This window comes from Acidovorax sp. PRC11 (assembly GCF_031844105.1).
Taxonomy (GTDB): Bacteria; Pseudomonadota; Gammaproteobacteria; order Burkholderiales; family Burkholderiaceae_C; genus Paracidovorax.
Genome location: NZ_JAUZUQ010000001.1, coordinates 11787 through 25055, shown reverse-complemented (window position 1 = coordinate 25055; position 13269 = coordinate 11787). Strand labels below are relative to the sequence as shown.

Here is a 13269-nt window from a genome sequence, read left to right as displayed (position 1 = left end):
GCGTTCGCGCTGCGGTCTTCCCGTGCCGGCGATGCGCGGGCCATGCCCCTCCATAATCCCCCGATCCCCTTTTCGGAGCCTTGTATGGCCGGTGCCAGCCTTCTGACCCTGCTCGACGATATCGCCACGGTGCTGGACGACGTCGCCCTCATGACCAAAGTGGCCGCCCGGAAAAGCGCGGCGATGGCGGACGACGTTTCCCTGATGGCCAAGACGGCGGCGCAGAAGACGGCCGGCGTGCTGGGCGACGATCTTGCGCTCAACGCCCAGCAGGTCACGGGCGTGCGCGCCGAACGCGAACTTCCCGTGGTCTGGGCGGTGGCCAGGGGCTCGCTGGTGAACAAGGCCATCCTGGTGCCGGCGGCGCTGCTCATCAGTGCCTTCATTCCCTGGGCCGTGACGCCGCTGCTGATGCTGGGGGGCGCCTTCCTCTGCTACGAAGGCGCCGAAAAGCTCGCGCACAAATTCCTGCACGCCCCAGCCGGCGACACCGGGAGCGGCGCCGCCCGGGAAGCCCAGGTGACGGCGGCCGCGGCCCCTGCCGTCGACATCGCGGCTTTCGAGAAGGACAAGGTCCGCGGGGCGGTGCGCACGGATTTCATCCTCTCGGCCGAGATCATCGCGATCACGCTCGGCACCGTGGCCGGTGCGCCGTTCGGACAGCAGGTGGCCGTGCTGGCGGGCATCGCGCTGATCATGACGGTGGGCGTCTACGGCCTGGTGGCCGGGATCGTGAAGCTCGACGACGTGGGCCTGTGGCTCAGCCGCCGCGCGAACGCGGCCGCACGCGGCCTGGGCCGCGGCATCGTCGCGGCGGCCCCCTGGCTCATGAAGCTGCTGTCGGTGGCCGGGACGGCGGCGATGTTCCTGGTGGGCGGCGGCATCCTCGTGCATGGCCTCGCGCCGCTGCACCACGCGGTGGAGGGCCTTGCGGCGCGGGCGGGCGGCGGCTGGGTGCAGGTGCTGGCCGTGAACGGGCTCAACGCGGTCAGCGGCATTGTGGCCGGCGCGCTCGTGCTCGCTGCCGTGACGATCGTGCAACGGCTGCGGGGCCGCGGCGGCGCGGCGCACTGACGCCCCGGTTCCCTTTGATCTGCGGCAAGGCAGCGGCCGCGGTTCCGGGGCCCAATGCATGCACGGGGGCCGTCCCCGTTCAACCGCATCGATTTCCCGTATGAAAAAGAATCTGCTCGCTCTGGCTGCACTGTGCCTCCTGTCTTCCGGCGCCGCCCACGCGCAGGCCGCCGACGGCCCGAGCCCCTGGCTGGTCCGCGCCCGCGCGGTGCACCTGGACAGCGCCAACAAGGACAGCACCGGCCTGGGCCTGTCCATCAACGACAAGACGATCCCCGAAGTCGACATCTCGTACTTCTTCGACAAGAACATCGCCGCCGAGCTGGTGCTGACCGTGCCCCAGAAGCAGGACGTGCGCTCCGACGCACTGGGCGCGCAGATCGGCACGCTCAAGCACCTGCCGCCATCGCTGATGATCCAGTACCACTTCGATGCGCCCGGCTTCACCCCCTACGTGGGCGCCGGCATCAACTACACGCGCTTCTCCAGCGTGCGCCTGCCGGCCGGCGTGAGCATCGACAAGAGCAGCTGGGGCGGCGCGCTGCAGCTCGGCGTGGACATCCCGCTGACCAAGAACCTGTCGCTGAACTTCGACATCAAGAAGGTCTACATCCGGACCGACGTGGCGGCCAATGGCGCCAAGCTGGGTACGCTCAAGATCGATCCGGTGCTGGCGGGCGTGGGCCTCGGCTGGCGTTTCTGAGCGCGGAGCCCGGTGGGCGCGCACGGGCGCGCCAGCCGTGCAATGTGTGAGGTGGGGAAGGGCCGGCGCCTGTGCGCCGGCCTTTTTTTTGTCCGTGCGCGGACGCTTCCGGGCGCCGTGGCGCGTCAGCCGGCCGGCGGAGGTTCGGGTGCGTCCACGGGCAGCTCCAGCGTGAAGCGGGCGCCGCCCGCCAGCTCCGATGCCACCACCAGCCGGCCGCCCATGAGTTCGGCCAGCGCGCGCGACAGCGTCAGCCCCAGTCCCGTGCCGCCGTGCCGCGTGCTGGTGTCGGCGTGGCCCTGGCTGAACTTCTCGAAGATGGTGTCCTGCAGTTCCTCGGGAACGCCCGGGCCGGTGTCGACCACGTGGAAGCGGACGGTGCCGGCCTTCGCCGCGTCCACCTCCAGGCGCACGCTGCCCTGCTCGGTGAATTTGAGCGCGTTGCTCAGCAGGTTGTTGAGGATCTGCTGCAGCCGGACGCCGTCGCACCGCAGGGTGTGCGGAACGCCGGGCTCGACGTGCAGCTGCAGGTCGAGGCCCTTCTGCTCCGCCGAAATCGTGAACAGGTCCACCGTGGTGCGCACCAGTTCCCGCACCGCATGGTCGCCCGGCACGATCGGCATGGCGCCGGCCTGGGCCTTGGCGAGATCGAGGATCTCGGACAGCAGGGTGTTGAGGTGGTCCGCGGCCTTGCGGATCAGCCCGGACGCCTCGCGGTACGAGGGCTGCTCCAGGCGCTGTTCCAGCAGTTCGGCGAAACCGCGGATGCTGGTGAGGGGCGTGCGCAGTTCGTGCGAGATCGCCGTGAGGAATTCGCTCTTGGCGCGGTTGGCGGAGCGTGCTTCGGCCTCGCTGGCCGCCAGCTCGAGGTTCTTGCGCTCGAGCTGGCGCACGCCCTGGAGGAAGCCCGCGCCGATCGCCACCAGCGCGGCGGAGAACAGGCCCGCGAAGACCACGGCGAAATTGCGCATGGTCTTCCATTCGTCGAGCGCCGCGTCGTTGGTGGTGGACACCACGACGCTCAGCGGATAGCCGAGCACGCGGTGGAAGGCGGTGATGCGTTCGAGGCCGTCCAGATGGCTCACGCGCTGGTAGGTGCCCTGCGTGCGGGAGGTGTCGTGCAGCGGATGGCCGGGAGGGAAATCGACCGCCTGCCCGATGCCGTCCGCGCGGCCGCCCACCACCCTCGAGCGGAGGGTGAAGTCGGAGCCCATGAGCGCCACCACGCCCTGTGGGCCGATGTCCACGTCGCCATAGACCTTGTCGAAGTAATCGGGATTGAGCGACGCCACGACGACGCCGGCCGGTGCGCCGTCCTGGTCCAGCAGCGGGCGGCTGAGCTGCACGGTCCACCGGCCGGAGACGACCCCCAGCACCGGCTTGCCCACGAAGAGCCCGGAGGCCGTCATCTGCAGCGAGCCGTCGGGCACCGAGCCCGGCAGCAGGTGGACGCGGATGTGCTCGCGCCCGCTCAGGTCCAGCCCGCGGTTCTTGGTGCCGTCGGCATCGAGGTTGCTGCCCAGGAAGCGGCCGTCGGGCCCCACCACCGACAGCTGGGTGAGGATGTCGGGCGCCAGACCCGTTTCATTGGCGAAGAGCACATAGTCCTGGGGGGTGAATTCCCCGGCGCGGATCTCCGCCGCCACCCGCAGCGTGGCCTGGTCCGCGGCCGCGAAGACCCGCAGCGTCTGCTCCTGCAGCACCCGCGCCAGGTTGCTGTTCTGCCGCTCCTCGGCGCGGACGGCGTCCTGCGACTTGATGTGCAGGGAGACGGCCACCATCACCCAGGTGACCGTGATCGCCAGCGCGAGGAAGCCCATCACCAGCACGCGCAGCCGCCTGCCATGCGCCGCGGCCGCCGGGGTGGCGGCGAGGGCATGGTCGTCGTGGCGGCGGGCGTTCCGGGGCATGCGGTGCGGTCTCAAGGCGCAACGGCCGGTGTGCCGAACAGCCCGTCGCCGCCGCCGTGGCCGCGGATGCGGCGCCAGAGCGCGGGCAGGGCGGCCGCCGGGTCGGGGCGCTGCCAGGATTGCGTGATCCGGGCGCGTCCCGCGGCGGCTTCCGCGGGCGTTCCCAGGTCGAAGTGGAAGCTGTAGGCGGGCTCCTGGCCCATGCGCAGGTCGGTGAGGAAGAGATGGCCGTTCTCTTCCCGCATGCGGAAGAAGCCGTGGCTGAAATGCGCCACCTGCCGCACCGGCTCCAGGGCGGCGTAGCGGTGGAAGAGGTCTTCGCCGCGGTCATGCAGAGTGAACTGCACCGGACGGCCGCCGTCGGCGAACGCGTAGAACCCTTCGGCGTAGCGGCCCGGAGCCATGGCCACGATCCGCCATGCGAGGGTGTTGAACGGGGTCGGCGTGACCAGCACCTGGCCGGTGGGCCAGCCGATGGCGGTGAGCGAGGCCTGGGCGACCGCAGCGACGTGCTGCTGTGCGGCGGCGCTCCAGGCCAGGTAGGCGGTGCTGAGCAGCAGGCCGGCCGCGTTCCAGCGCAGCCCGCGCCGTCCGGCCACCACCACCGCCGCGGCGGTGCCCACGATCAGGGGCACCGTGTAGAGCGGATCGATGATGAACATGCTGCCGAGCCCGTAGGGCTCGCGGGAGAACGGGCGCAGCAGCTGCGTTCCATAGACCGTCATCCAGTCGAGCAGCGGATGGGTGAACAGCGCGAGCCCCAGGGCCCAGCACCAGCGTTTCCACTGGCCGGGCTCGCCGTGCAGCCGCGCCACGGCCCAGCCCAGGGGCAGTGCGGCGAGGGTGAGGTAGAGCAGGGCATGGCTCCATCCCCGGTGCAGCACCATGTTCGAGACGGGATCGCCGTGGTCGATGAGTGCGTCCAGGTCGGGCAGGGTTCCGGCCACGGCGCCCCACAGCACGGCCTTCCAGGCGGCGGTGCGCCGGCCCATGGCAGCCAGGGAGACGGCGGAGCCGAGGGCGATCTGGGTCAGGGAGTCCATGAAAGTGGTGAAGGCGGCGCGCCGGATGCACGGGCGCCGCGCAGGCTGCGCGCGCAGGAGGCATGCGCGCCGTCGCATTCTAGGGCCGTCCCATGGATCGGTGGCTCGTCCGTGGGGACGATCGGCTGCGGAACGCCGGTGCCGTTGCCGGCGGCAGGTTCCGGCACCGCGGCAGCGGCCTGCGGACGAGGGCGCGTCCTACATGGTGGTCCCGCTCTCTCTGCAATGCTGGTCATCGGCCGCGTCGCCCTCTCAGGCATCGCCGCGTGCAGCCCGCCTGCGCGCCGCATGCCCTCGTGCCTGTCCTGCCACCCCTCCAGGAAACCCACCGATGAACGCCCACGCACTCCAGCAACCCGCCCCGGCGCATGCCGACATCGTCCAGGGGCTGCTCCAGCACCCGGCCTGCATCTCGCCCAAGTATTTCTACGACGAGCACGGCTCCACGCTGTTCGAGCAGATCACGCGCCTGCCCGAGTACTACCCCACCCGCACCGAGAAGGCGGTGGTGGAGCAGCATGGCGCCGACATCGCGCAGGCCGTCGGGCCGGCGGAGACGGTGATCGAGCTGGGTGCCGGCAACTGCGAGAAGGTGCGTGCCCTGTGCCGGCTGCTGCGCCCCGAGCGCTTCGTGGGCGTGGACATCTCCGCGGATTTCCTGCGCGGGGCGGTGGCGCGGCTGCAGGAGGAGCTGCCGTGGCTGGATGCCCGGGCGGTGGCGGGCGATCTCACGGGCCCGGTGACGCTGCCGCAGGACGTGCCCCGCACGCGGCGGCTGGTGTTCTATCCCGGCTCCTCGATCGGCAATTTCGATCCGCCGCAGGCCCTGGCGCTGCTCACCCGCATGCGCGGCCTGGTGGACCGCGACGGCGGTGTGCTCATCGGCTTCGATCTGCCCAAGGACACGGCGGTGCTGGAGGCGGCCTACGACGACGCCGCCGGCGTCACCGCGGAATTCAACCGCAACGCGCTCGCGCACGTGAACCGGCTCATCGGCAGCGATTTCGTGCCGCAGGAGTGGCAGCACCGCGCGTTCTTCGATCGCCGTCTCTCGCGCATCGAGATGCACCTGGAAACGCCCCAGGGCGCGCACGTGCGCTGGCCCGGCGGCTCGCGCGTCTTCGCGCCCGGCGAGCGCATCCATACCGAGAACAGCTACAAGTACACGCTGCCCGCGTTCCAGGCGATGCTCGTGCGGGCGGGGTTCTCCCGCGCCCGCGCCTGGACCGACGATCGCGGCTGGTTCGCGATGGTCTATGCCCGGCCCTGAGGCCCCGCAGCGCAGCGGCCGCGCGATTCCCCGCGCTCCGGGCACGGCGGATGCGGTCCGCGGCCCGGCCGTTCCAGGAGACTTTTCACCATGACCTCTTCCCTTTCCCTGGTGCGCACGGCACCCGGCCGCCCGGCCCCGTCCGGCGCCGGTCTGCGGGCCCGGTACGCCGAGGTGCGCGGCGCCTCGCTGGCGCTGGCCGTGCCGCTGTCCGACGAGGACTGCTGCGCGCAGTCGATGCCCGATGCGAGCCCCGTCAAATGGCATCTCGCGCACACCACCTGGTTCTTCGAGACCTTCGTGCTCGAGCCGCGGGAGACGGGTTTCGCGCCTTTCCATCCAGCGTTCCGCGTGCTGTTCAACTCCTACTACAACGGCGTGGGCGCGAAGCACCCGCGGCCGCAGCGCGGGCTGCTCACGCGCCCTTCCATGGCGCAGGTGCTGGACTACCGGCATGACGTCGACGCTCGGATGGACCGCCTCCTCGCCGCGCTGGACGGGGCGCCCGCGGAGCAGCAGGCCGGCCTGGCGGCCCTGGTCGAACTGGGGCTGCAGCATGAGCAGCAGCACCAGGAGCTGATCCTCACCGACGTGAAGCACCTGCTGTCGTGCAGCCCGCTGTGGCCCGCCTACCGCCTGCAGAGTGCCGGCGGTGCGGTGGCGGCTGCGGACGCCCGGCCCACCGTGGCGGAAGCCGCACCGCTGCTGTGGCGCCGCTTCGAAGGGGGAGTGACCGAGATCGGCCATGCCGCGCAGGCGGAAGGCGCGGGCTTCGCGTTCGACAACGAATCGCCGCGGCACCGCGTCTACCTGCAGCCTTACGCCCTCGCTTCGCGGCCGGTGAGCACGGGCGAATACCTGGCTTTCGTCGAGGCGGGCGGCTACCGCGATCCTGCGCTGTGGCTGGCCGAGGGCTGGGACTGGATCCAGTCGCAAGGGCTGGAGCATCCCCTCTACTGGCGCTGCCTGCCCGATGGCGGGCGGGGCGACGGCACGCAGGAAGCCGGCTGGCACGAATTCACGCTCGCGGGGCTGCGCCCGCTGCAGGCTGCTGCGCCCGTGGTGCACCTCTCCTACTACGAAGCCGACGCCTATGCGCGCTGGGCCGGTGCGCGCCTGCCCACCGAGGCCGAATGGGAAGCCGCCGCAGCGTCCGCCGCGCCCCGGGCGGGGCAGGGCCACTTCGCGGACAGTGGCGTGCTGCATCCGCGCCCCGCGCCGGCGGCGCCCCGGCCGGCCGATGCAGCGCGGCCGCCGCTGCTGGAGCAGATGTTCGGCGACGTCTGGGAGTGGACGCAGTCCAGCTATGCCGCCTACCCGGGCTTCCGGGTGGCGGAGGGGGCCGTGGGCGAGTACAACGGCAAGTTCATGGTGAACCAGTACGTGTTGCGCGGCGGCTCGTGCGCGACGCCGGCCGGGCATGTGCGGGCCACCTACCGCAACTTCTTCCCGGCCACGGCGCGGTGGCAGTTCTCGGGCCTGCGGCTCGCACGTGACGCGTAGCATCGGGCGGCTCCGCCGTCGGTGGCTAGACCGCGTCCAGCGCCTGCGCGAGGTCGGCGGTCAGGTCGTCGATGTGCTCGATGCCCACCGACAGGCGCACCATCCCTTCGCTCACGCCGGCCTGCTGCAGCTCCTGCGGGTCGAGCTGCCGGTGCGTGGTAGAGGCCGGGTGCGTGGCCAGCGAGCGCGCGTCTCCGATGTTCACGAGCCGGGTGAAGAGCTGCAGCGCATCGAGGAAACGCGCGCCGGCCGCCCGGGGATCGTCGCCCGCGGCGGAGCGCAGTTCGAACGACAGGATGCCCGACGCGCGCCCGCCCAGCAGCCGCTGGGTGAGCGCATGGTCGGGGTGGCCGGGCAGGGCGGCATAGCGCACCTGCGCCACCTTGGGGTGCTGCTGCAGGTAGTGCGCGATCGCCAGGGCGTTCTCGCAGATGCGGTCCATGCGCAGCGCCAGTGTCTCGATGCCCTGCAGGATCAGGAAGGCGTTGTGCGGCGACAGCGTCGCGCCGGTATTGCGCAGCGGCACGACGCGCGCGCGGCCGATGAAGGCGGCGTCTCCGAGGGCTTCGGTGTAGACCACCCCGTGGTAGCTCGGATCGGGCTCGTTCAGCCGCGCGAAGCGCTCCCTGTGCCGCGCCCACGGAAATTTGCCGCTGTCGACGATCGCGCCGCCGACGCTGTTGCCGTGGCCGCCCAGGTACTTCGTGAGCGAGTGCACCACGATGTCCGCCCCGTGCTCGATGGGCCGCAGCAGGTAGGGGCTGGGCACGGTGTTGTCCACGATCAGCGGCACGCCGTGGTCGTGCGCCACCTGCGCCAATGCGGCGATATCGGTCACGTTGCCCAGCGGGTTGCCGATGGATTCGACGAAAACTGCCTTGGTGCGGCCATCGATGTGCTGCGCGAAGCTGGAAGGATCGCGCGGATCGGCGAAGCGCGTGGTGATGCCCTGGCGCGGCAGCGTGTGCGCGAACAGGTTATAGGTGCCGCCGTAGAGCGTGCCGGCCGAAACGATGTTGTCGCCGGCCTCGGCGATGGTCTGGATCGCGTAGGTGATCGCCGCCATGCCCGAGGCCAGCGCCAGCGCGGCGATGCCGCCCTCGAGCGCCGCGACGCGCTTTTCCAGCACGTCGGTGGTGGGATTCATGATGCGCGTGTAGATGTTTCCCGGCACTTTCAGATCGAACAGATCGGCACCGTGCTGGGCGCTGTCGAAGGCATAGGCCGCCGTCTGGTAGATCGGCACGGCCACGGCGCGCGTCGTCGGGTCGGGTGCCTGTCCGGCATGGACGGCGAGGGTTTCGATCTTCATGGTGCATCGTCTCCTGCGGTGGTGCTGCGGGCCATTGTGTCGGCCGGCAGTGGGCGTTGGAACGAACCGTTCGCTATGTGCTTATGCCCCCCCGTGGGGGCCCTGCCTTGCACCCCTGCACGGCCGGGAATGCCGTTTGCCGATTTCCCTGCGCCGTGCGCCGACCCCGGCGCGCTGAAATTTTCCTATTCCGTCACCGATCCATGAGCCTCGAACGACCGCTTTTCTCTTTCCCCTGGCCTGGCGGCCCCCGCCGGACCGCCTCTATCCTTTCCTCATCTCCGATCCGCCACGGGGGCCCCGCGCTGCAGGGGGCGACCGCATGAGCGCCGCACCCTGGAACCCGCAAGACATCCACGGCCACCAGTCCCTCCGGGAACTACAGGGCTCGCCCACAGAAGAACTGCTGGTCTGCACGGTGCAGGGCGTCAACGCGGCGGCCGACCGCGCGGAGACCGCGCTCTGGTGCGTGCCCCTGGATGGCGGGGCCGCACCCTGGCCGCTCACGGCGGGCACTTCGGACAACAGCCCGCGCTGGTCACCGGACGGCAGCCAGGTGGCGTTCATTTCCTCGCGCAACGGGCAGAGCCAGGTGTTCGTGATCTCCCGCCACGGCGGGGAGGCGCGGCAGGTGGGTGCGCTGGACGGCACGGTGCTCTCGGCCGAATGGTCGCCGGACGGCGCCTCTTTCGCCGTGCTGTGCACCGTGGCGGTGGACCCCGAACTGCGCGGCCGCCGTCCCGGCCTGGACGCGCCGCCGCCGCGCACGGGCGGCCCGCGCGTGGTCTGGCGGCTGCCGTACAAGGCGGACGGCCTCGGCTATGTGCTGGGCCAGGAGACGCATTTGTTCGTGCTGCGCTTGGCCGACGGGCAGTGCAGCCGGCTCACCGACGGAGCGTTCAACGTGCGCGCCGCGGCCTGGTCGCCCGACGGCAGCCGGCTGGCGATGGTGCGCACGCGCGATGGCGACGACGCGCACCGCACCGATCTCTGGACGCTGCAGGCCGACGGAAGCGGCGCGCGGCAACTCACCCACGATCTGGCGCAGGTGCTGTCGCCGGTGTGGTCCCCCGACGGGCGCAGCATCGTCTTCTCGGGAACGCGCGATGACGGCGACGCCATGGTGCGGCTCTGGCAGTGCGACCCGGGCAGCGCCACCGTGCAGCCGCTGGGGGATGCGTCGATCGAGATCGGCACCGAAACCGCGAGCGTGCGGTTCGTGGGCGACGACGCGGAGCGCGTGCTCGCCATCGTCGCGCGGCGCGGCGTGCATGCCGTCGTGTCCGTGGGGCTGCGCGACGGCGCGATGCGGACCATCGCGCAGGGCGATCGGCAGATGGCGTCGCTCGCCCACACCCGCCGGCGGCTGGCGTTCGTCGCGCACACGCCCGTGGAGCCGATGGAGGTCCATGCCTGCGCGCACGACGGCAGCGGCGAGCGCAAGGCCACCTCGTTCAACGCGGCGTGGTGGGATGCGCACGGCGGCGCCACGCTGGAGCGGAGGCGCTTCACCGTGCCGGACGGCGAAGGCGGCGAGCACGGGATCGACGGCTGGCTGCTGCGGCCGGCCGGTGCGCAAGGCGCATTGCCGCTGCTCGTGGACCTGCACGGCGGGCCGGCGGCCTTCGCGCTCTTCGATTACCCGGCCACGGCCTACTGGTCGGTGCTCTGGTCGCGCGGCTGGTCGGTGCTGGCGCTCAATCCCTCTGGTTCGTCCGGATACGGGCGTGCGTTCGCGGAGCGGCTGCGCGGCCACTGGGGCGAGCGCGACCTGCCCGAGGTGCTGGCCGCCGTCGATGCGCTGCAGGCCGAGGGCGTGGCCGATGCAAGAATTGCCGTGGGCGGAAAATCTTACGGCGGCTTCCTGAGCGCCTGGACCATCGGGCACACGGAACGCTTCCGGGCGGCCGTCGTGATGGCGCCGGTGGCGGACGCGCGCAGCCACTATGGCACGTCCGACAGCGGCTACTACGCCGACCCGTTCGACTTCGGCGGCACGCCCTGGAGCGTGCCGCAGGCTTACCTCGACCGTTCGACGCTGCCGGGCGCGGCCCAGGCCCGCACGCCGACCCTCATCCTGCAGGGCGAGGACGACCAGCGCTGCCCGGTGGGCCAGAGCGAAGCGCTTTTCTGCGCGCTCAAGCGCGGGGCCAATCCGCCGTGCGAACTCGTGGTCTATCCCGGCGAGGGACACGGCTTCACGTCCACCGGCGCTCCGTCGGTGCGGCAGGACGCGGTGCGGCGCATCGTGGAGTGGCTGGAGCGCTGGATCGACCGGCCTGGGTCCGCAACGAAGGCGGGTTGACATGCCGGTGCTTCGTCCGGCAAACACGGGGGCGGCGTCTGCCCCGAGACCAGGCCGAACCCGCACCAGATGGCGCGGTTGCGGCGCCTGCCTCAGTGCGGCGCGCCCGGTGCCGGCCGCGTGCGGTAGAACTGCATCGGCACGGCCTGCATCTCCTTCGCGTGCTGGTTCAGCACCGACTTCTTCATCCTGCCCACCACGTGCATCTCGCAGGGCTTGCAGTCGAAGCGCAGCGTGAGCTTCTCCTTGCCGTTGACGAGCTGCAGCGGCTCGGCCTTGATGGTGCCCTTCACGCCGATCACGCCCTTGGCCTGCTTGGGGCACAGGCTCATGGAAAAGCGCACGCAGTGCTTGGTGATCATCAGGCTGACCTCGCCTTCCTCTTCCTTCGACTCGTAGGCCGCGTCGATCACCTTCACGCCGTGCTTCAGGTAGAAGTCGTGCGCTTTGTGGTTGAAGACGTTGGAGAGATAGGTGAGCGTGTCTTCCGGGAAGGGCGCCGGCGGCTCGACCGGCGCGGCGCGCGGCAGGCGCGCGAGGCCGTCCGCGCGCGCCGCCTCCAGCGATTCCACGGCGTCGCGGCGCAGCGCGTTGAGCGCCGAGGCCGGAACGAACCACGGTTGCGACAGCGACAGGGCGATGTCGTGCACCGCGAACACCGTGGCGCCGAAGCGGCCCAGCTGCTCGCGCAGCGCGGGTTCGGCGCGCGCCGCGTCGGTGGCGGCCTGGTGCGGCTGGACGATGGCGGCGCTGCCCGTGAAGCCGTCCTCGTCGGTCAGCGTGAGCGCGAAACCGTCCGGGGTTTCCGACAGCTGCGCCCACAGGCCGATGCGGCGGTCGCTGGACTTCTTGTCGAGCGTGCGCACCCAGTCCATGTCGCGGTTGCGGTTGATCTCCAGTCCACGGCGCAAATCCTTGAACCCGGCGATCGGGTCCTTGGGAAACACCCGCCACAGGCCCTTCTTCGCGTTCACCGCCTCGGCGCGGTTGATCTGCAGGCCCACCAGCTCCTTTTGCAGGTCGTAGTAGCACAGGCCGTCGCCGTTGTGCAGCACGGTCTCGGGGCTGGAGAGCTCCAGGTCCACGGAGTTCTCGCCGACCTTCGTGACCCAGCCGATCGCGCGGCCCGGCGTCTTGGGCGTATCGAACGCGCCGATGTCCTCCTTGCGGCCGTTGACGAAGTAGTCGGTGAACTCGCGGTTGAAGTTCTGGTCCGGGTCGGGCGTGAAGGTGAAGGTGGTGCGGCCGGAGGACGAGCGCGCCAGCGGTTCGGCCGAGAACTCGCGCTCTTCGATGATCTCGTCGAGCAGCTTGCGGTAGTGGGCAGTGATGTTCTTCACGTACCCCATGTCCTTGTAGCGGCCCTCGATCTTGAAGCTGCGCACGCCCGCGCCGATCAGCGCGCGCAGGTTGTCGCTCTGGTTGTTGTCCTTCATCGAGAGCACGTGCTTCTCGTGGGCGATGATGCGGCCGCCCGCGTCCAGCACCTCGTAGGGCAGGCGGCAGGCCTGGTTGCAGTCGCCCCGGTTGGCGCTGCGGCCCGTGTGGGCGTGGGTGATGTAGCACTGGCCCGAGTAGGCCACGCAGAGCGCGCCGTGGATGAAGAATTCGATGGTGGTGCGCGCCGGATCGGTCGCGGCGCGCACGGCGGCGATCTGGCCGAGGTCCAGCTCGCGCGCCAGCACGATCTGCGAGAGGCCCGCATCCTGCAGGAAGCGCGCCTTCTCGGGCGTGCGGATGTCGGTCTGCGTGCTCGCGTGCAGCTGGATGGGCGGCAGATCCAGCTCCAGCAGGCCCATGTCCTGGATGATGAGCGCATCGGCCCCCGCCTCGTACACCTGCCAGGCCATGCGGCGGGCGTCTTCCAGCTCGTCGTCGCGCAGGATGGTGTTGAGCGTGACGAAGATGCGGCTGTGGAAGCGGTGCGCATGGCGCACGAGCCGCTCCAGGTCCCGCAGTTCGTTGCCCGCGCCGGCCCGCGCGCCGAAGGCGGGGCCGCCGATGTAGACGGCATCGGCGCCGTGGTTGACCGCCTCGATGCCGATGTCGGCGTCGCGCGCGGGGGAGAGCAGTTCGAGCTGGTGGGGCAGGAGGGACATGGCGCGATTATCCCAGGCGCGCCGGAACGGGCCGCCGGTGCCCCGCGGGC

9 protein-coding genes are annotated in these 13269 nt (G+C 70.9%); 5 read left to right on the top strand and 4 right to left on the bottom strand.

Annotated elements, in window-relative coordinates; translation table 11 throughout:
* The first annotated feature begins 84 nt into the window (after positions 1–84).
* Both Q9R47_RS00100 and Q9R47_RS00095 read left to right on the top strand, forming a co-directional pair.
* Complete coding sequence (locus Q9R47_RS00100; RefSeq protein ID WP_311231231.1) at positions 85–1074, top strand: DUF808 domain-containing protein; 990 nt, start codon at positions 85–87, stop codon at positions 1072–1074.
* Between the two features lie 100 nt (positions 1075–1174).
* Positions 1175–1777 carry an OmpW family outer membrane protein gene (locus Q9R47_RS00095; RefSeq protein WP_311231230.1) on the top strand — a complete coding sequence of 201 codons (603 nt, stop codon included), beginning with the start codon at positions 1175–1177 and terminating at the stop codon, positions 1775–1777.
* Between the two features lie 125 nt (positions 1778–1902).
* Here Q9R47_RS00095 and Q9R47_RS00090 read toward each other — a convergent pair whose 3' ends face one another.
* Positions 1903–3687, bottom strand: a complete 1785-nt coding sequence (locus Q9R47_RS00090) for an ATP-binding protein (protein ID WP_311231229.1) — start codon at positions 3685–3687, stop codon at positions 1903–1905.
* Between the two features lie 11 nt (positions 3688–3698).
* Positions 3699–4730 carry a metal-dependent hydrolase gene (locus Q9R47_RS00085; protein WP_311231228.1) on the bottom strand — a complete coding sequence of 344 codons (1032 nt, stop codon included), beginning with the start codon at positions 4728–4730 and terminating at the stop codon, positions 3699–3701.
* A 331-nt stretch (positions 4731–5061) separates the two neighbouring features.
* Here Q9R47_RS00085 and egtD point away from each other — a divergent pair, with 331 nt between their 5' ends.
* Positions 5062–6000: an L-histidine N(alpha)-methyltransferase gene (gene egtD, locus Q9R47_RS00080; RefSeq protein WP_311231227.1), complete on the top strand. Its 939-nt coding sequence runs from the start codon at positions 5062–5064 to the stop codon at positions 5998–6000.
* Positions 6001–6090: 90 nt separating this feature from the next.
* A complete protein-coding gene (gene egtB / locus Q9R47_RS00075) occupies positions 6091–7503 on the top strand; it encodes an ergothioneine biosynthesis protein EgtB (RefSeq protein ID WP_311231226.1) in 1413 nt (470 codons plus the stop codon).
* Positions 7504–7528: 25 nt separating this feature from the next.
* On the opposite strand, the gene Q9R47_RS00070 is transcribed toward egtB, so the two are convergent.
* Entirely contained in the window at positions 7529–8815 is a 1287-nt protein-coding gene (locus Q9R47_RS00070; RefSeq protein WP_311231225.1) for an aminotransferase class I/II-fold pyridoxal phosphate-dependent enzyme, read from the bottom strand.
* 322 nt (positions 8816–9137) lie between these two features.
* Between Q9R47_RS00070 and Q9R47_RS00065 the strand changes: the two genes are divergently transcribed.
* Positions 9138–11120 carry a S9 family peptidase gene (locus Q9R47_RS00065; RefSeq protein ID WP_311231224.1) on the top strand — a complete coding sequence of 661 codons (1983 nt, stop codon included), beginning with the start codon at positions 9138–9140 and terminating at the stop codon, positions 11118–11120.
* Positions 11121–11212: 92 nt separating this feature from the next.
* On the opposite strand, the gene Q9R47_RS00060 is transcribed toward Q9R47_RS00065, so the two are convergent.
* On the bottom strand, positions 11213–13219 hold the full coding sequence (locus Q9R47_RS00060; RefSeq protein ID WP_311231223.1) for a U32 family peptidase: 2007 nt from the start codon (positions 13217–13219) through the stop codon (positions 11213–11215).
* Positions 13220–13269 lie beyond the last annotated feature (50 nt).